The sequence below is a fragment of the Bartonella sp. MM97QHHN genome (genome assembly GCF_042194285.1).
Lineage (GTDB): Bacteria > Pseudomonadota > Alphaproteobacteria > Rhizobiales > Rhizobiaceae > Bartonella.
On the sequence record NZ_JBHIMS010000031.1, the window covers coordinates 109638 to 129375 of the forward strand.

The following is a 19738-nucleotide window of genomic DNA, read 5'->3' on the forward strand; positions in this document are numbered from 1 at the left end:
ACATTTTGTTATTAGTTAAAAACAACTCTATATGCTTCCTTAGCGAAGAGCTACACATGGATATTTTCACGCTCCTTGTATCATATATTCTGGATTCGCAACGCAATATTAACGCTATAGCGTAAATATGTAAAGGTCTAAAAATGACAAAGACTGAAAAAGATTGGTTCCAACGCTTAGTTGAATTAATAAAAAGTGACGGACGAACAATGATTGAAATAAGCAGAGCTGCAGGCTGTGGACAAAATTACGTCCAACAAATGATAAATGGAGGCAAGAGGCCTTCTGTAGACAAACTCATGGCTATTTTGAATACACTGGGAAATGCTAGTGCCATATATGTAATAACTGGTTTCAACATCTCCGATGAAGACTTAAAACTCATAACTTTGATTTCGTCTGGAGATAAAAAGAAGATTGAAGCCTTAAATGTTCTGTTGAATGAGCAGAATCTGTAGAATCTGTAGAATTTTCTACTTTATCCAATATCGCTTGCTTTTGAGACGTCGATAAAGACTCCCATTTCACAATAATATCAGATAAAGTTGTTTCAAATTTTTTATCATTCTTCATAGTCATACTCCATGTAGTCACACTATATAACGCTAAAGCGTTTAAAATATATCTCATACCTTAGAAAAAAATATTTGCAATAGGCAGTATGGAAGCAATTGTGTACAAACTTATTTTACAAAATCAGATGAAGTTCTATTAGTCATGCACCATGGTGAAACAGAAAGCATCACACGATCCAGACCTTCTTATGAAAATTGGTATAATCTATCAAAAACGCGAATAATGTTACGCAGATCTTGCGATTCGGACCAATAAAAACTAATGTGAAAATATCCCTGAAGACACTCCTGAACTCTATATAAGAGAACACGAAAAAGCTTTTTGAAAAAAATACATCACAATTTATTCTACATAGCACCATCTATATTTTTTTAACAATATTGCAAAGCAAGAATATATCAATGTTATAGGAATAAATTCTTATAAACAGAGCCACATTACCTAAAACTCTGTAACACGTTTACAGGTAACCTCCCCTCTAAACGCCCCTTGTAAATACTAATATAAGTCTCTATCATAAGCAAAAATGATACTATTAAAAAATAAAACGAATCACCACGCACAATCTTTGTACGTAAATTTTATACAGATTTACAACAAGAGAGAAATTCCCTTATGCAAATTATGAAGAATTATATTTTCAAAGTATGACTTTGAAGAAAAAGTATACTTTTCCAAAAAAACACCCTCCCTGCCAATAATTTTTCATAAGAGAAAAAACTCATAATAAAGATAAAACTCTCTATACGATCAATACGAGAAAAATGTTAGCAATACAAAAAAGTGCTAGGGTTACCGCAATATTGCCAATTCCTTATGAGAGTAAAATCAAAAAAGACGTCTGTTCTTCAATAATAATTCGGATCACATGAAAACTCTATAATTTAAACTTTAAGCAAAAAATACACAAAAACAGAAAATGGCATTTTAATGAATTTTCTAATATCATAGAAAATATTTCTTACAGAATAATAAAATGCTTATTACAATAGAATCTGGATGATGCAAAGCGATAGAAATAATCACTCAATTGACTTTTCAAAGAACAATTAATAAAATTCTTTTCAAAGAACACGCCACCGTCACTATGAACAATATTTCTCAAAATATCAAATAGAATTCCTTTCTTGGAAAAAAAATATCAACAAATGTTATTATCATCGTTGCCCCATGATACATATGAATGCCCATAGATCACATTCTCTTATACACTAACCTTTCATCACGATGATGCTATTCGAACGTCTAAAAGACCTTAGCATCACTTAAGAAAAAAGCAAATTTACACTAAATGTTTTTTGAGCCATTTGTTCTGAACAGGTCCAATCTTTAAAATTGGTTTTATTGAGGTCTATTTATTTGCAGAACAAGTATAAATAAACTTATCCAATGAAGCTTTTAGCCTTCTATTTTATGAAGAACACCACACAGAAAAAGTACAAAACAGTATATGAATTAAGAAAGTAAATAGCGCCCCATATCAGTTAATCCAAATGCTAAAAGGTTGCAAATGAGAGAACTCCTTTGATGAGACTAAGAAAACATACCATCATATTAAAGCGACTGAGAGAAAAAACTGCAACAAACAACGACCAAAAGCTTCTAAAACAAACAGGAAAATAAATAAAAAACAAAAAAGGTAGAATCTCAAAACTTTTATATAAGCGATCCATTTTTCTATTGGACATTTCCCTATTGGTGGGCCCGGAGGGACTCGAACCCCCAACCAAGCGGTTATGAGCCGCTGGCTCTAACCAATTGAGCTACAGGCCCCACATAGGTTGTTTCTCTCTAAACTAAAATGCCCTATGATACAAGAGCTGACAAAGATTATAACCCATCTTTTTCTCTTTTCTATTGGTTTTTTTTTCAGTGCTCTAATTTCTTTACAAAAACTCTTAAAAATGAGAGAATAATTAACTGACAAATATAAAGGTATAGATATGATAGAAAAGAAAATTCAACCACTGAAGGGTTCTCTGGTTAAAACAGTTATATTAGCATTTACACTCTTAGCCACATCGTTGACTGTACGTGCTTATGCTGAAGAAAATAAAATGAAAAATGCAACGATTACAGTGACAGCAATCGGAGAAAGTCAAGCAGCACCGGATATGGCCATTATTAATCTAGCCGTTGTTACCTATGACAAAACTGCCCAAAAGGCATTAGCTTCCAATAATCAATCCATCAATGATATTATAAACGCTTTTAAAAACAATGGCATCCAAGAAAATGATTTGCAAACATCAGGCTTATCCATTTATCAGTCGACCTCTGATAAACACCACGAAAAAAAGAATAATGAAAAACTCTATCATGTTTCAAATTCTTTAACCGTGCGCATTCGTGATCTTACCAATGCTGGTAAAATCTTTGATCAAGCGATGACACTAGGTGTTAATTCAGTTAACGGCATTACTTTTACCAACGCAGATACAAAGCCATTTTATCAAGAAGCACGTAAAAAAGCCATTACTGAAGCCATTGAAAAAGCGCAAACGATAGCGCAAGCAGCCGATTTAAAATTAGGAAAAATTATTGAAATCAATGAAAAGGATGATTACTATCACCCAACACCACGGCTCATGAGTAGAGCAGCAGATGTAAGCTACGCAAATACAAATTTTGCAGGTGGTGAATTAAATTATAACGTGAGCGTCACTGTAGTCTTTGCGATCGATTAAGTCACAAACAAGTTGTATAAAAAATCATATTACTGGCCTTCACGTAGAAGACCAGTAATATGATAAAGATAATCTTCCTCAGATAATAATTCGTCTTCGTAAATCTCTATTTGTCCGCGTGCAGAAATATGCGCTGTATGTATCGTCTGACAATCCCCTGATACCAATGGATGCCACCAATGAAGATCTTTTCCCTCATAAATTAATCTATAAGCACAACTTTCTGGAAGCCAACGCGCTGTTTTAACTATCGTAATATCTAGCGATATACAATCTGGTACAATTGATTTACGATGAGCATAATCTCGACACCTGCAAGTTTGCCCATCTAAAAGACGACAAGCAATACTGGTTGCATAAAGGTCACCCGTATCATCGTCCTCAACTTTATGGAGACAACAACGGCCACAGCCATCACAAAGGCTCTCCCACTCAGAAATGGAAATCTCTTCTAATTTTTTTACTTTCCAAAAGGGAAGTTCTTCACTCATAAACTCAGACACACCTTTTTTAATTAAGACGATCTATAAAAAATGAAACGTTTAATTTCTATAATTTCATCTATTTCTGTCTCTTAAAAAGATTCAACTCAATGTATACTTTAAACCATGTTCTTAAAAGCTATCTGAATAAAAAGAGAATATTCAAAAATAGCGCATATAAATGAACATAACCTATTGAAACATCTCTTTGTAAACTTAACGAAGAATAAAATGCGTCACCTAAAATGATAGAAAAATTCCGCAAAGAATATACATTTTTCATCAAAAAGTCCGTATGTTGCAATATAAGTTTATTCCTAATAGATCTCATTTCTTAAAAACGAGCCGCGCTATACGCAAGGTAATGTTTTTATCGTTCATTTCTTGAAAGCCCCCTACTCTCTACTCCATAACCACCCTTTGCCCTATATCTATTCTTTTGAGACAGAGAAGTATAAAGCCCCAAAGCTAAGAAAAACATTAAACATCGTAAACTTTCTAGATTGTTCAAATTCTTCCTATGTTTTTCTCAAGAAAGTATCCAAGTACAACATGAAGCACCTCCCCCCTTCATTAAGAAGAAGGAGGAAGTTATTAAAATGCACACGAATTCCTTTATTTAAGAATCGAGAAAACTGCGCAATTTTCGTGAACGGCTAGGATGTTTCAATTTACGAAGTGCCTTTGCTTCAATCTGACGAATACGCTCTCTTGTAACTGAAAATTGTTGTCCTACTTCTTCCAACGTGTGATCTGTATTCATCCCTATTCCAAAACGCATCCGCAAAACACGTTCTTCTCGCGGTGTTAATGAAGCAAGAACGCGTGTTGTCGTATCTCGCAGATTAGCTTGGATAGCAGCATCAATTGGTAATAACGCATTCCTATCCTCAATAAAATCACCCAAATGGGAATCATCTTCATCACCAACAGGCGTTTCGAGAGAAATAGGTTCTTTTGCAATTTTAAGAACTTTTCGTACTTTTTCTAACGGCATAGAAAGCTTGCTAGATAATTCTTCTGGTGTTGGTTCTCGTCCAATTTCATGGAGAATCTGACGCGAGGTACGAACAATTTTATTAATTGTTTCAATCATATGAACAGGAATACGAATTGTACGTGCCTGATCAGCAATTGAACGTGTAATAGCTTGACGAATCCACCATGTTGCATAAGTTGAAAATTTGTAGCCGCGCCGATATTCAAACTTATCCACAGCCTTCATCAAACCGATATTGCCCTCTTGAATAAGATCAAGAAACTGCAAACCACGATTGGTGTATTTTTTTGCAATTGAAATGACAAGACGCAAATTAGATTCTACCATCTCTTTTTTTGCAATTGTTGATTCGCGTTCACCTTTCTGCACCTGCATAACAATCCGACGAAATTCACCAATCGAAATAGCCGTTTCTTGCGCAAGATTTTGTATCTCACTTCGCAGTTTTTGGATTTCTTTTGCTTCACGCACCGAAAACTCTTTCCAACCAGGTGTAGGCAAAGCAGCAATATAATTCATCCAATCTGCGTCCAATTCACGCCCTTGGTATTCTTTTAAAAAGTCCTCATGGCCAATGCCATAGCTATTGGCAATCCGTTTCAGCTTACCTTCATTATGAATCAATCTCTTATTGATGTCATAAAGCTGTTCAACCAAAGCTTCGATACGATTTTGGTTTAAAGAAAGAGATTTTACTGCTTGAATCAACTCACCCTTTAATTGAATATATTTCTTCTTCTGAGAAGATGTAAGGGCCCCCTCTTTACGCTCTGCCAAACTGCTTTCAACATGCTGATCTTGTAATTTTCGTAATTTTACATAGGTTTGAGCAATAAAATCCAATGTTTCCATAACTTGAGGACAAAGTTCATTTTCCATTGCAGCAAGCGATAAGTTAACATCGTCCTCGTCCTCTTCATCATCGTCTTCAATGTTTCTCTCTCCTGCGCTCTCCCCCATATTACGTATACCAGAAGACATTTTTTCTTCTACGGTCTTATCAACTTCACTTCGCTCAATAACAGGAGCCTGCTTTGCTTCTGGACCAGCATAAGTCGTTTCAAGATCAATAATTTCACGAAGAAGAATACGCTGCTCTTTTAACTCGTCACGCCAGATAATAAGAGCCTGAAAAGTCAAAGGACTCTCACAAAGTCCTGCAATCATTGTCTCACGCCCTGCTTCAATACGCTTAGCAATGGCAATTTCGCCTTCCCGCGAAAGAAGCTCAACAGCTCCCATCTCACGCAAATACATACGCACCGGATCATCCGTACGATCTGTTACTTCGCGTTTATTCGTTGTCGTTGCAATTGCGTGGCTAGAGGCTTCTACTAAATCACCCCCCTCTACCGTAACTTCTTCTTCATAATTTTCAGACTCAACTTCATCCTCATCATCCACAACATTAACCCCCATCTCAGAGAACATCGCCAAGATATCTTCAATTTGTTCGGATGTAACCTCGTCAGAAGGAAGAACTGCATTGAGTTCATCCATTGTTACGTAACCATTTTTTTTGGCAAGTTTAATCATTTTCTTGATGGCATCATCAGAAAAATCAAGAAGAGGACTATCCAAACTCGCTTGGTTTGTTACTTCTGCATTATCTTTCTGTTTAACCTTTGTTGCCATACCATAACTCCACTCGATCACTTCACAGTTTCCATGTGACCAGTTTTTTTGTTCTCACTAAAATCTACCAATAGTTACTCATATATACTTCCTGTTAAGAGATTACCATTGGAAAGAATACATTTTGTATACGCCCTGACATCCAGACAAACTTGACATCCAGACAAAAACGCGGGAAAACTCCAGAAGTTTCCCCGACACCTCTCAGCCCTTCTGAGATAATCTCTGCACCCTATCGTAAGAACCAATTTCCCGCTTTTCCTAAAATTTACCCGCTTTTCCTAAAATTTACCCGCTTTTCCTAAAATTTAATTGTCATCTTTATAAAAATGTCACTCCACATAAACTTCCTCATCTAAAATTTAAGTGACTGATTCGCATTAAAAAAGCGAATCATTTTATCGTATCTTGTGTATTCCCGTCTATTTTTTCATCCAACCAACTTCCAAATCCTTCAATTAACGCTTCTGTTGCCTGCATCTGCTCCAGCTCATTTTTTACCTCACGAAGCAGATCAAAAACCTCACTCTTAGGATTTTCTACAAGTTGCTCTTCAATATCCTGTAACCTCTTATGTAGGTGGTGTTCTTGAAGATGCAAGTAGACAGCTTGTTTTAATATAGCACGCGCATCTTCTATAGGGGCTCCACCAGGAATAATACGCATACCAATATTTTGCACAAGATGTTTCATACGCTCTAACAGAGCCTTTTGCCCTCTTTTTTCTAAGAACGCAACCATCGTCTCTTTATCATGAAGCTGTTGGTCCCCAAGAATTTCCAACATAGCTTGATGAAAAATTATCAATTGAGTATTTTTTAATTCTAATTCAGAAAGAATTTCAAAATTTTCATACCACAACTCAGGATAGTAAGCTAAAGTGAGTAAAATCACTGCTTCACGCAAAGGGATAGATTGCGAAGAATTTCGTACTATTTCAGAATTTGCTAACAGAGAAAAGGTTTGATCTTTAAAGGTCCTATTTGGTGAAGATTGACCATATCGCCCTTCCCCCTTTTGTTTTGAAAAAGAGGAACGAAAAAAATCAAAAAGGCGTTTTTTTACATCTTGCAAATAATAACGACGGACATCTTCATCCTTAATCGTAAAAATTTGTTGTTTTAGTTGTTTTTCTAGCGCTGCTCGTGCCTCTGGAATTTCAAAATGCTTTCCATAGGTAGCACGCCACCATAAAAGCTCACTCAAAGGAATAGCTTTTTGCAAAAAAGAAGAAAAAAGCTGTGCTCCACCAGCACAAACAATTTCATCAGGATCTTTCCCTTGTGGCAATAAAACAAAGCGTACACAAACCCCAGCCTTTAAAAGAGGCAACACACGATCAGCAACACGAAAGGCAGCTTTTAAACCAGCATCATCACCATCAAAACACAAAATAGGTTCCTTCCCCATCTGCCATAAAAGCTCAATTTGCGCTTCCGTTAATGCTGTCCCTAAGGGTGCTACAACTCCTTCAAAACCAGCTTTAGTCAATGCAATGACATCCATATACCCCTCAACAACAAGGAGTGAATGAATTTTTTCATCGCCAACAAAGCGACTATTTTTGCGAGCTGCTGCCGCGTTATAAAGTATATTTCCTTTATGAAACAGCACTGTTTCAGGGCTATTGAGATATTTTGCTTGTGTCTCTTTCTCTAATGCACGCCCTCCGAAAGCCACCACACGTCCGCGCAAATCTTCGATAGGAAACATAATGCGATTTCTAAATCGGTCATAAGAATCCGCGCTCTCCTCATGCACTGAGAGAAGCCCACATTCTTCCATTTGCTTTATTGAAATGCCCCGTGCACTCAAAGCTTCTTTCAAAGCTGTACGCCTTACCGGTGCAAAACCAATGCGGAAACGCTCTACAAGCTCTGGTGTAACACCACGTGCATCCAGATAACGACGTGCTTGCATACCTCCTTTATCGCGTAAATTATATTGAAAAAAATCTGTGGCAATTTTCATCACATCATAAAGGTCAGCTTTTTCCAGTTGACGTTTATGACTTTGTGAATCCAAAATAGGGAGTTTCATTCCCGCAAAATCAGCCAAACGCTCTACACTTTCTGAAAAGTGCAGTCCATCAAGCTCACACAAAAAGGTAAAAATATCTCCACTTACACCACAACCAAAACAATAATAGCGCCCTTTATGATCATCACAATGAAAACTTGGCGTTTTTTCACCATGAAATGGACAACAACACCAAAAGTCTCCCCGTGAAGGCTTACTTTTTCGAGGATCAAAATCCACCCGTTGACCAATCACTGTTGAAATTGGGAGTCTCGTACGCAGTTCATTAAGGAAATCGGGCGGAAAACGCATTATCTCTCACAGAGTTTGAAAATTCTTTTTTGCATATTTAACGACTTTAGAGCATAATTCCAATACTTCCTCTTAAGCAGTTGTAAAATTTTAACCCCTCAACTGCATATATTTTTAGAAATGGAGAATAAAAAGTGATCGAATTTATTGCTCAATATCCGTGGTTAGAGGCTATTTCTTGGCTTGTTATTCTTACTATAGCTGCCCTTTTAGTGAACTTTCTAGGACGAAAATTACTTATTCACGGAGCAAAAAAACTCTCTTCTTTTCTCCCCAAAAATACAACGATCGATATTAATAATGCTATTCAATACATAGCGGATATCATTTCAGCTTTTATTCTTTCAATTGGTGTTAATTTTATCTCAACATTGCCCGATGCATTTAGCACTGTCATTGGTAATGTTGCCAACGCCTTCATTATCTTCTTTGTCGTCCTGACAATTTCTTCCTGTCTCAATGTCATTAACATCCTTTACGAACAACGACCAACAGCACGACTAAAACCAATAAAAGGTTATATTCAAATTGCTAAAATTGCACTTTTTGCTGTGGCAACAATTTTAATGGTCGCTACATTGATTGACCGCTCCCCTCTTATTCTCTTCTCCGGTCTTGGTGCAATGGCCGCGGTTCTCATGTTAATTTTTCAAGATACGCTTCTTTCTCTCGTTGCCGGTATTCAAATTTCATCCACTGATATGGTTCGTGTTGGGGATTGGATTGAAATCCCCAATCTCGGTGCCGATGGTGATGTTATTGAAATTGCCTTGCATACTGTTAAAGTTCAAAATTTCGACAACACCATCACCTCAGTTCCTATCCGCAAACTTGTGACCGACCCTTTTAAAAATTGGCGTGGAATGCAAGAATCGGGTGGAAGACGCATCAAACGCTCTCTTTTTATTGATCAATCAAGTATCCATTTTCTCACAAAAGAAGAACAAAAATATCTTTCCCGATTTAATTTATTAGAAAATTATTTCACGCAAAAAGTAGCAGAAATTGATCAATGGAATGCTCAATTAGATAAAAATCATGATATCTTAGCCAATACGCGCCGTTTAACCAACATTGGAACTTTTCGTGCTTATGTTTTTGCTTATCTACAACAGCATCTAAACATCAACCCTAATATGACCTATATGGCACGACAATTACCTCCTACAGAAAATGGTTTACCCTTAGAAATCTATTGCTTTACGAACACCACCGTTTGGATCGACTATGAACAAATTCAAGGCGATATCTTTGATCACCTCTATTCCATTCTACCCTGTTTCGGTCTAAAAGTTTTTCAAAATCCAAGCGGTTATGATTTTAATCAAGTATTAAAAGCAAAAGTGAAATAAAAACAATAAACTTCAATTTATTAATTTGAGGCAACCACATTCACAACAACAAAGAAAGAATAAAGTATCATGAATGGTTCATTGGTACTCCTTCATCTTGCCGGCGCTATTTCTTTACTTCTCTGGGCCACACGCATGGTGCGCACAGGAGTTGAACGCGCCTATGGTGACAGACTTAAATATAAAATGTGCCACGTCGTTTCAAAACCATTGTTTGCCGTAAGTTTTGGGCTTTTTACAGCAATGATTTTACAAAGCTCTACAGCAATAACACTCCTCGTTGGCTCTTTCGTTGAATCTGGTTTTGTCTCTGGGGTAGCAGGACTTATGGCTGTACGTGGAGGAGAATTAGGATCAGCAATCGTTGTAAAAATTCTCACCTATGACCTCACTCTTGTTGTACCCTTGTGTCTTTTAATTGGCACTTGTATCTTCATGACAACAGAAAAACGTGAATGGCGTCAAATAGGACGTATTGTCATCGGTATTGGTCTTTTGATTTTATCTTTAGAGATGATAAGTACCGCGACAGAACCTTTACGTGAAAGCGAAATTTTGCCTAGCATCATTCGTTATCTTTCAACCGATCCTATTTCCACTTTTTTGTTGGCTGCTGGCTTAACCTACCTCTTACATTCGTCCATTGCAGGAATCATTTTGCTGGTCAATTTTGCCAACTACGATCTTATCCATACGCAACTCTGTGTTGTCATGGTTCTTGGTGTCAACTTTGGCTCTTCTCTTATAGCACCACTTTTAACGCGCAACGCCTCTCCTAATACCCGCCTCGTTCCCTTAGGAAATTTACTCATGCGTGGGGCAGGGTCAATCCTTATACTTATCTTATTTCTCTCCTTTCACCCTCCCATCACATGGCTTGGCAATAACGCCCCTACTCAAGTGATCAACGCCCATATCATTTTTAATGTTTTCATTCTCCTTGCTGGAATACCGCTTTCAAAATGGGTTTTAAAATTAACCACTCAGATCGTGAATATAAGTGCAAAAAAAATGCAAGCCGACAAAAGGCTCAATTTATCTGATCAAACAGCTCTTGATGACAGTGTTCTTGATCGCCCAACTCTCGCCCTCTCGAATGTCATGCGTGAAGTCATTCATATTTGTGATCTTGTAGACATCATGCTAGAAAAAATTATGGGACTTTATGAAAAGCCTGATCCCAATATTATTCGTGAACTCAACCAACTCAACACCATATTGGACAAAAAACATATCGCCATCAAACTTTATCTGGCCCGATTAGCGGGACAAAAATTATCTGACGAAGAAGCTCTTCAAACGCAAGAACTTCTAGGCGCCTGTATAAAATTAGACCAAGCAGGCGATATCATTATTCATAATATGTTGATGCTGGTTAAAAAGAAACAACAAAAAGGTTTACAGTTCAGCAGCGAGGGCTGGAGTGACCTCCTTCGTTTCCACGCCATTGTACTAGCCAACGCGCATATAGCATTTAACGTTCTCGTCTCACGTGATACACACACTGCACACCTATTGGTACAAAAAAAAGATCAACTACGAAACTTAGAAAAAGAGATGAGTTTAAAACATTTTAAACGTCTGCGTGAAGGGGATCTCAAAAATGTAGAATCATCCAGTCTTCATCTCGACACTGTGCGCGACCTCAAACAAATCAACTCTCTTTTGACCTCAATGATCTACCCCATTTTAGAAGAACAGGGACTTCTTCAAAGTTCTCGTCTACGCAACCCTGCTGAAGAACAAGCAGAAAAAACTTAAACTTTTCAAATAACTTGAATAAAACACACATCACATCGATTATTCAATTTTGAATATGGTCAAGATATTGATTTAATCAAAATATCTTATTATTCGACAATTTAAATGAGCTTTCTTCATCGTAAGTTTCTTTCATTTAAAATCTATTCATGATGAATTGCTCAAAGTCATTTGCTTGCACATTACAAACAAAGCAGCATGTAGAATAGAACTCTTGAAGAAAGACGTAAAAATGCCTAACCATATCAAAGCCAAAACTGTTAAACACATAAAGAATAGGTCAAGAGTATGATAGTTCTAACTTAAACCCGCCTTGTAAAAAGGGAACCGCTTCACAGTAGCAGCGAAACAGAAATACTCTATAAGGAATACAAAACCCCACAAAAATGCAACGTTTATATCAAGATTGGTAGAGGTTCAACCTATACAGCCATGCTATAACGTGTCAACGAAACAGTTTTCATTTCAAACATCATTGATATCAATTGGCAAGCTCCAAACTTTTAAATATCCATTTTACTTATTACTTTAATCACAATTGTTTTTTTAATTTAAGAGAGAGCTTAAAAAGCTTATAAATACACTTTATGAGTTCTTAGAACATTTCTACTAATATTTTCTTCTTTTATTCAATATTTATCAATTAATTTATTTATTTATAAATTAAAATGTATTATATAATTTATACTTATTAAGTATTATATATAATATAAATGTGAGTATTATTTTAATATAAAGGAAATTAACAAGTAAAATCTCTAACAGAAATATCCTTTCCACTGGGTAAAAAAGGAATAAACCTTGATTTTTACAAAGTTTACTCTAGTTACAATTTAAATTCAGGCAAAGGAGGGTATCATGGAAAATGCAAACATCGGCTGGATTGCAGCTATTATTATCGGCGGGATTGCCGGTTGGGCTGCACAGTATATTATGAAAAGCCAAACAGGAATATTGTTAAATATTATCTTAGGGATTATTGGCGCTGCGCTAGCAAGCTTTCTTTTTAGTCTTTTAGGTGTAAGTTTTGCTGGTTGGCTTGGCTATCTTATTTCAGGTTTTATAGGAGCCTGTATTCTTATATGGATAGGACAAAAAATTCGATCATAGAGTATTTATTTTTTACACCTTTTGGGATTCAATACAAAACTAGGAAACAACTAGCAGAGTTTGAAATATTCCCCTGTAACTTGTTGTTACCAATTTTGATATGATGGTGAGATGCTTAAGCTGCGATTTTAGGCATACACCATCACCGTATTATAAAACCAAATGCAGTAAAGAACTTTATAACGCACCATTTCATACCTATATAAACTTACGCATAGCAGGAGAGATATGTTGCGTTACTTTAACAAAATACGAATTATTTTTGTACCACGTGCGCAAATCCAGCTTATCTCACTGTAATAACAACCCATAAGGTTACAAAAATCACTAACGATGATTAAAGATTTTACCGTATAATGCTTAACACCTATACACTCTATCAACAATACCCTTTTTACCGAAAAACTCGAAGCGCTTTTTTACATTCTTAAGAAATAAGAAAGAGAAGGTAAGCACAAAATGATAAATAATTTTTCTCTAATATGTGAAATAAAATAGTATATAAAATAAATATGAAATAATATTAATGCAAACTTTATTATAAAATTACTAAATACCCTGTAATATAAAGTAATACTTCACAATTTTAATAATATAATATATTTAAACGTTTTAAAAAGTATATTCATTAATATAAACTTCTTGATTATAAAGAATACGATCTCCTTTACATCTCAATTCAAAAGTTTTGAATATCTCTTCACTTTCTAAAGTATAAAATAAAGTTTTGTTCCTCTTAAAACTTCCTCTTTATATCATCTTGCATAGATGAATTTTTAGCTCTTCTTTATATGCGTTACAAACGAATTTTAAAGTACGAAACATTTTTCCCATTGCTCTCATGCGATAAAGAAATTTCCGTAACGCATTGTGAAAGCGCCTTGAACAAAACATAATACTTTATTTTGCTTTTTTAAATGAAAATAATCCTATAATATATACTTCCTGCATATCTTCTTTTAAAGACCTTTGCTTTCGATTTTCCCTTTGATATCTTCCTGTTAAAATCTTGCTGCTTTTATACTCCTTGTATTACAATAGAGCTATCTATTTAACCCAACATAACATATGGAATAAGACTTTAGCTGTGGAGTAAAACGATGTCTGATCTTGAAGATTCCATCTTACCACCTCTAAAGTGGTTTTCTGATCAAAGTCCTCCAATACCAGAAAACGTTCGCGATTGGCTCATGGAATCGGGCTCAATGACGCTTCGATTAAAGAAATATTGTACCTGCCTCCAAGTTCAACCACAACGCGAATGTTTTATTACGCGAGATAAATTAACAGAAGAAGCAGAGCATCTCCCCGAAAGTGCGCGTTATTGGCTACGTGAAGTCATATTAATGGGAGATAATAAACCTTGGCTCCTTGGACGCACTGTAATTCCACAAGAAACCCTCCTACACAATCAAGCCTTAATGCATTTGGGAACTGTACCTCTAGGACATTATTTATTTAACAATGACAAATTAACCCGCGATTACATTCATATTGGTCAACAAGGTGCACTATGGGCACGCCGTTCCCGTTTGTGGTTAACGGGTAAGCCATTATTGCTAACTGAACTATTTTTAACAGATTCACCACTGTATCCCCACAAATAGAGGTTACTCATTTTATTCTGCATAATTTATAGATTTTATATAGCTTATAAGGGATTTAATCAGAGAAAAGAATTTCAAAATTATCTCAAGAACACATTACAAACAGAGACTTCTTTTCAAAAGATCTTTTTATTTCATAAACTCAACTTAAAAATCTCTTCCCTAGAAAAAACGTTTTAAAGTTTTGATTTTCTTATCATTAAAACCAGCACTTGAATTAAAAAGATACACACCATATTGATAAAACCATCTATATTTAAATTTCTTGCTGAATAATCACCACTCTAAAATACGGAAACTTTTTATCAAAAAAATACTTTGAAACAGCAAAAAAGACAATAATACACTCCCCAAAATTGGAAATCTGTATCAATTACCTTAATCATCCTATTTTAAAATTTTTAACAGTGCTGACAATAGATCTTTTTAAAAAAGTAAAAACTCTATAATACTTTTGTTTTTTAATGGTCTAACAGCTTTGAAAAACAGAAAATATAATACATAAAAGATGTTTCATTGCTCTATGAGAGCCCAAAAAGTTTCGTTGATATCAAAAAGTTATTTTTTTTATAATAGTATGTGTGTACAAATAAATGAAATTTATCAACATTCTACTGACTTACAAAGGCGACGCACAATAAAAAATATTTTCCAATCCCCTTGAATTAACAAGATCTATTGCAATTTCTTACGAAGACTATTGCACACTTTAGAAAAATTCATTTGCCCCGCATACCGTTCCTTAAGCCATGCCATCACCTTACCGATATCGCGTAATTTTTCAGCCTTTGTTTGTGCCAAAGCTTCACAAAGAACCTGTTCTACTTCCATCTCCTTAAGTTGATAGGGAAGAAATTCACGAATAACTTCTATTTCTGCTTGTCCTCTCTCTGCCAATTCCAAACAACCAGACTCTTTATAGGCTCGCATCAATTCTTCACGCTGTTGAAGCATTTTAGTGAAAACAGACTGTATCTGCTGATCATCCACTTCTAGCTTCCCCTCATCATAATAAAGAATATCACGATCCCTAACTGCAGCATTCATTAAACGAAGTGTAGCAAGACGCGCACTATCTTGCGCTTTCAAAGCAGCCCTAAGAGCCCCATCAATCTGGTTACGCAACATAAATTTATCCAATTTTGTTCAAGAAGAAGATGCCTTTTAACCAATCTTTATCCATCTTGCAATGGAGGATAAAAAAAATAATTAAGGACTCGATCTTCGAAAAGCTAAAACAAGACTTTACCTCTTCATGGAATGTACTTATACTGCCTAATTCAAGCAAAACGTTACCAGAATAATATACACAGCATCTGCTAAAGGTATGATTTTTGTGTAAAGTTGATCATTATACCTTTCAGAGAATAAATTGTGGATACATACTATGATACAAGCGACTTCACCCAGCCACCCTTGGAGTATCAAAAAACCTACAGCCCTCTTAGTCTTAGCAGATGGAACCGTTATTGAAGGCAAAGGAGCAGGTGCTACAGGTATCGCTGAAGCTGAAGTGTGTTTTAACACCGCCATCACAGGCTATGAAGAAATCCTCACAGACCCGTCATACACACAACAAATCGTTAATTTTACTTTTCCTCATATAGGAAATGTAGGGGCAAATAGCGAAGATATTGAAGATCTCTCTCCTCTCAATTGTCATGGTGCTGTTGGCGCTATTTTCAAGGCAGATATTACAAATCCTTCAAATTATCGTGCCAATGAAAATCTTCATCAATGGCTTAAAATGCGTAAAATTATTGCACTTTGTGGTATTGATACACGTGCACTCACAATTCTTATTCGTGAAAAAGGTGCACAAAATGCTGTCATTGCACATGATGCTAATGGAAATTTTGATATTCCTTCTTTAAAGAAACGTGCGCAAAAATGGCACGGTCTCGTCAATCTTGACCTTACGAAAGATGTGACATCTCAATCTTCAATGCAATGGGATGAAAAACCATGGAGTTGGAATAAAGGATACGGTACAAACAATGTGCACAATCTTCATATCATTGCAATTGACTACGGTATTAAACGTAATATTCTTCGCCTTATGGCAACACAAAAAGCCCGCATTACTGTTGTGCCTGCCCACACAACTGCAAAAGAAATTCTGGCAATGAACCCTGATGGCGTTTTTCTTTCTAATGGACCAGGAGACCCCGCAGCTACGGCTCAATATGCCATTCCAACAATCAAAACATTAATTGATCATAATTTACCAATTTTTGGAATATGTCTTGGTCATCAACTTCTCGCTCTTACGGTTGGTGCAATGACCGTGAAAATGCACCAAGGACATCATGGTGCCAACCACCCAGTTAAAGACCTTAACACTGGAAAAGTTGAGATTGTATCGATGAATCACGGTTTTGCCGTAGATTCTTCCTCTTTACCACAACATGTTCAAGAAACACATATTTCTCTCTTTGATGGCTCAAACTGTGGTATTCGAATCATTGGAAAACCTGTTTTTTCTGTTCAATATCACCCTGAAGCTTCTCCGGGACCACAAGATAGCCACTACCTCTTTCAGCATTTTAGTGATCTCATTATGAATTATAAAAAAATATCTTAAAATAAAAAGCCTCACCTTTTAACTTCTCTCCTTTAAATTATATCATTTTCCTACGCACAATTATATTATTTTTATACCTACAACTTATTGAATAAATATTCTTATTGATCATTCTAAAACTAAAAAGAGCGCACTGAATAACTTAAATTTTTCTCCCTCCTCTTCTCTTAAGGTCGTATCCATCAAAATCATTGGCTTCTCCCCCCAAGCAAGGTAAGTGTATCGATAAAAACTATTTTTAAAAAGAGTAAAGTGTCTAAACTTCAAATAAGCATTTGATTCACAATACAATTTTAAGCATTCTATTGTGCATGAGAAGCATAACTCCTCCTAAAGAATAAAAAAAATTAAAGTGTGAGACAATGCAACAAATCTCTACTTTTTAAAAGATATTGCCGTAGATGGTTTTGAAAACTGTAAAGCCGAATAAAAAAGTAATAGCAAAACAGAAAACATCTTTTCAATTTTACAACTTTATATTCTTCCAAAATGAGGTTTTCTTTCGATTCCAGAAGTGATGCCAACAAATATAAGCAATATTTTACTTCCAATTTGCCATATAAAATTTGGAATTGTTCATACAATACTGATACATCTAACTCAGATACGTTTTAATCTTTGTTTTCAATATGCTGCTGCATTAGCACTGGATATTAATTTGCAAGCAATAGAAAAAATACGGACTCCCCCTCTACAAACAATATCACAAAATAAAAAAATTATTTTCACTAAATGAGAAGGATATATCGATATTCTATACAACACTTTGTGAAATAAATATCACAAAAAACTTTCTGCCTATAAAATGATACATTTTGTTTATCTTGTGCATTCTCTAGCAAAATAGTACGTACCAGCCCCTCTCAATAAATTAACGTACCCGCAAGACAAAAATAACTGTCGCAACAACAAGAAGAAAAAAGCCTCCAACAAAAGGAGCACCAGAAAAATAAAACAGTGCATTTTTATCTGTAAAACATTCAAAAAGAAACACATAAAAAACAGAACCAAATGTTAAACTCAACGAAATAACAGATGTCATCGCTCCTTGCAGTTCTCCTTGTACATTTGTCGGTACCTGCGCTGAAGCAATAGCACGTATAGGTGCATGAACAAGATACTCAAGCATAGTACACACACAAACCATATATACCATCCACCCCTGCGTCGCGAATGTATAGCCCAGCATAGCAACAGAGGCAAACAAAAGCCCCACTATAACAATATGCCAATCACTCCATCGTTTAGAAAAATAAGGCAAAATGAGAGCGACTACAATAAATTGGCCTATCCCAAAAACACTATAGGAGAGTCCAATAGAAAAAGAACTCCAATCATAGCGTTCTTTTGCAATGAAAGCCCAAATGCTTAACCATACAGATTCCGCAAACCAATAAAGAAAAAAGACCAATAACACCCAAAGAACCATCGGGTATTGTTTCAGATGCCAAAAAGCACCTAAGGGATTTGCCCGCTTAATATCAAAAAAGCGCCTATTCCATAAAGAAAGGGTTTCTGGAAGCATAACCCAAGAAAAAATAAAATTAATGAGAGAAAAACCAGCAGCAAAATAAAACGGAATACGCGGACCAAACTGACCTAAAAAACCACCAATAAACGATCCTAAAATAAACCCCAATGCGGATGCAATGCCTAACAAACCAAAATTGCGTGTACGGGTTTTATCATCGGATATATCCGCAAGATAAGCTGTACAAGTTGCAAAACTAGCGCCACTTATCCCTGACAAAAGACGTCCGATAAATAACATAGAATAGCTCCATGCTATAGCACATATGAGATTATCAAGAGCAAAGCAGATAATAGAGAGAAGCAAAATAGGACGACGACCATAACGATCAGAGAGATTGCCAATAACAGGAGCAAACAAAAACTGCATCACTGAATAAGCTGCAAGTAATTTTCCTCTTTCTACAAAAGATGTACTGACCTCTTTTCCAGTTAATTGAGAAAAATATTCAGGCAAAACAGGACAAATGATCGCAATACAAAGAATATCTAACAATAAAGTGATGAACACTAAAATGAGCCCACGCTGAACAAATTTCGGATTGAGCATTTGGTCTTGCATAACATACACACTATTTTACGCATACAATGACTCCCCCGCTCTCTTTTAACTCCCGTTTCCTTTTAAAAGTACTCTATAACCTATACTTTTCACATACAAAATAATAACAAATTAAAAATTACAAAAAGAGTCAAGATAAAAATATAAAATTATTTTTACTTGATATATAATTATCAAATTATAAAAAATATATTTTATATTAAATGAAAAAATACTTATGAGAATAAATCATTAACAATTCCTCGTAAGACATAGAATATCAAAATAATTTTATAGATATTATGATTAATTTTATAATACATTATTACCACTTATGATACTGCTAATTTTTAAAACATCAACTCTATTAGATAAATCAATAACATATAATAATTTAAATATTTAATAATCATCATAAAAATATATTAATACTGTAAAAACTGATTATATTTATTGAATCAATCAATATTATATGTTATTATTACATTCAAATCTAATAAGCATGAGAAAACAGTTCTTTTAGTACGTGTTGTGCGTGAACT

Annotated in this window: 13 protein-coding genes and 1 tRNA gene; 7 read left to right on the top strand and 7 right to left on the bottom strand. The window is 35.4% G+C overall.

The features are described from left to right. The first annotated feature begins 143 nt into the window (after window positions 1-143). A complete protein-coding gene (locus ACFIJW_RS01555) occupies window positions 144-458 on the top strand; it encodes a helix-turn-helix domain-containing protein (protein ID WP_007347852.1) in 315 nt (104 codons plus the stop codon). On the opposite strand, the gene ACFIJW_RS01560 is transcribed toward ACFIJW_RS01555, so the two are convergent. Both ACFIJW_RS01560 and ACFIJW_RS01565 read right to left on the bottom strand, forming a co-directional pair. Next, entirely contained in the window at window positions 382-573 is a 192-nt protein-coding gene (locus ACFIJW_RS01560) for a hypothetical protein (RefSeq protein ID WP_375633027.1), read from the bottom strand. The genes ACFIJW_RS01555 and ACFIJW_RS01560 overlap by 77 nt on opposite strands. Window positions 574-2272: 1699 nt before the next feature. Next, window positions 2273-2349 (bottom strand) — tRNA-Ile (locus ACFIJW_RS01565). Window positions 2350-2519: 170 nt separating this feature from the next. Between ACFIJW_RS01565 and ACFIJW_RS01570 the strand changes: the two genes are divergently transcribed. Then, window positions 2520-3263 carry an SIMPL domain-containing protein gene (locus ACFIJW_RS01570; RefSeq protein ID WP_375633029.1) on the top strand — a complete coding sequence of 248 codons (744 nt, stop codon included), beginning with the start codon at window positions 2520-2522 and terminating at the stop codon, window positions 3261-3263. Window positions 3264-3292: 29 nt separating this feature from the next. On the opposite strand, the gene ACFIJW_RS01575 is transcribed toward ACFIJW_RS01570, so the two are convergent. The 3 genes from ACFIJW_RS01575 to dnaG all read right to left on the bottom strand — a co-directional run bounded on the left by ACFIJW_RS01575 (window position 3293) and on the right by dnaG (window position 8711). Beyond that, entirely contained in the window at window positions 3293-3754 is a 462-nt protein-coding gene (locus ACFIJW_RS01575; RefSeq protein WP_375633030.1) for a YcgN family cysteine cluster protein, read from the bottom strand. 610 nt (window positions 3755-4364) lie between these two features. Continuing rightward, entirely contained in the window at window positions 4365-6380 is a 2016-nt protein-coding gene (gene rpoD, locus ACFIJW_RS01580) for an RNA polymerase sigma factor RpoD (protein ID WP_375611971.1), read from the bottom strand. Between the two features lie 393 nt (window positions 6381-6773). Then, entirely contained in the window at window positions 6774-8711 is a 1938-nt protein-coding gene (dnaG, locus tag ACFIJW_RS01585; protein ID WP_375633032.1) for a DNA primase, read from the bottom strand. 134 nt (window positions 8712-8845) lie between these two features. On the opposite strand from dnaG, the gene ACFIJW_RS01590 reads away from it, so the two are divergent. The 4 genes from ACFIJW_RS01590 (at window position 8846) to ubiC (ending at window position 14541) form a co-directional block, all read left to right on the top strand. Next, a complete protein-coding gene (locus tag ACFIJW_RS01590; protein WP_375633034.1) occupies window positions 8846-10063 on the top strand; it encodes a mechanosensitive ion channel family protein in 1218 nt (405 codons plus the stop codon). A 69-nt stretch (window positions 10064-10132) separates the two neighbouring features. Beyond that, window positions 10133-11824 (top strand): Na/Pi cotransporter family protein, encoded by a 1692-nt coding sequence (locus tag ACFIJW_RS01595; protein ID WP_375633036.1) that lies wholly within the window; start codon window positions 10133-10135, stop codon window positions 11822-11824. Between the two features lie 858 nt (window positions 11825-12682). Further along, window positions 12683-12934, top strand: coding sequence for a GlsB/YeaQ/YmgE family stress response membrane protein (locus ACFIJW_RS01600; RefSeq protein WP_375611967.1), 252 nt, complete (start codon window positions 12683-12685; stop codon window positions 12932-12934). Between the two features lie 1100 nt (window positions 12935-14034). Further along, window positions 14035-14541, top strand: a complete 507-nt coding sequence (ubiC, locus tag ACFIJW_RS01605) for a chorismate lyase (protein ID WP_375633038.1) — start codon at window positions 14035-14037, stop codon at window positions 14539-14541. A gap of 675 nt (window positions 14542-15216) precedes the next feature. On the opposite strand, the gene ACFIJW_RS01610 is transcribed toward ubiC, so the two are convergent. Then, window positions 15217-15669, bottom strand: coding sequence for a GatB/YqeY domain-containing protein (locus ACFIJW_RS01610; protein WP_375609255.1), 453 nt, complete (start codon window positions 15667-15669; stop codon window positions 15217-15219). 259 nt (window positions 15670-15928) lie between these two features. Between ACFIJW_RS01610 and carA the strand changes: the two genes are divergently transcribed. Then, a complete protein-coding gene (gene carA, locus ACFIJW_RS01615) occupies window positions 15929-17125 on the top strand; it encodes a glutamine-hydrolyzing carbamoyl-phosphate synthase small subunit (RefSeq protein WP_375633039.1) in 1197 nt (398 codons plus the stop codon). A gap of 871 nt (window positions 17126-17996) precedes the next feature. Here carA and ACFIJW_RS01620 read toward each other — a convergent pair. After that, the gene (locus tag ACFIJW_RS01620; RefSeq protein WP_375618195.1) at window positions 17997-19217 is read right to left on the bottom strand and encodes an MFS transporter; all 1221 of its coding nucleotides are present in this window, start codon (window positions 19215-19217) and stop codon (window positions 17997-17999) included. Between the last annotated feature and the right edge of the window lie 521 nt (window positions 19218-19738).

Bases quoted from the DNA above. Each gene is read 5' to 3' on its own strand.
- ACFIJW_RS01595 (WP_375633036.1), top strand. From the start codon at position 10,133: ATGAATGGTTCATTGGTACTCCTTCATCTTGCCGGCGCTATTTCTTTA.
- ACFIJW_RS01610 (WP_375609255.1), bottom strand. From the start codon at position 15,669: ATGTTGCGTAACCAGATTGATGGGGCTCTTAGGGCTGCTTTGAAAGCG.
- dnaG (WP_375633032.1), bottom strand. From the start codon at position 8,711: ATGCGTTTTCCGCCCGATTTCCTTAATGAACTGCGTACGAGACTCCCA.
- ubiC (WP_375633038.1), top strand. From the start codon at position 14,035: ATGTCTGATCTTGAAGATTCCATCTTACCACCTCTAAAGTGGTTTTCT.
- ACFIJW_RS01570 (WP_375633029.1), top strand. From the start codon at position 2,520: ATGATAGAAAAGAAAATTCAACCACTGAAGGGTTCTCTGGTTAAAACA.
- carA (WP_375633039.1), top strand. From the start codon at position 15,929: ATGATACAAGCGACTTCACCCAGCCACCCTTGGAGTATCAAAAAACCT.
- ACFIJW_RS01575 (WP_375633030.1), bottom strand. From the start codon at position 3,754: ATGAGTGAAGAACTTCCCTTTTGGAAAGTAAAAAAATTAGAAGAGATT.
- ACFIJW_RS01600 (WP_375611967.1), top strand. From the start codon at position 12,683: ATGGAAAATGCAAACATCGGCTGGATTGCAGCTATTATTATCGGCGGG.
- ACFIJW_RS01560 (WP_375633027.1), bottom strand. From the start codon at position 573: ATGAAGAATGATAAAAAATTTGAAACAACTTTATCTGATATTATTGTG.
- ACFIJW_RS01555 (WP_007347852.1), top strand. From the start codon at position 144: ATGACAAAGACTGAAAAAGATTGGTTCCAACGCTTAGTTGAATTAATA.
- ACFIJW_RS01620 (WP_375618195.1), bottom strand. From the start codon at position 19,217: ATGCAAGACCAAATGCTCAATCCGAAATTTGTTCAGCGTGGGCTCATT.
- rpoD (WP_375611971.1), bottom strand. From the start codon at position 6,380: ATGGCAACAAAGGTTAAACAGAAAGATAATGCAGAAGTAACAAACCAA.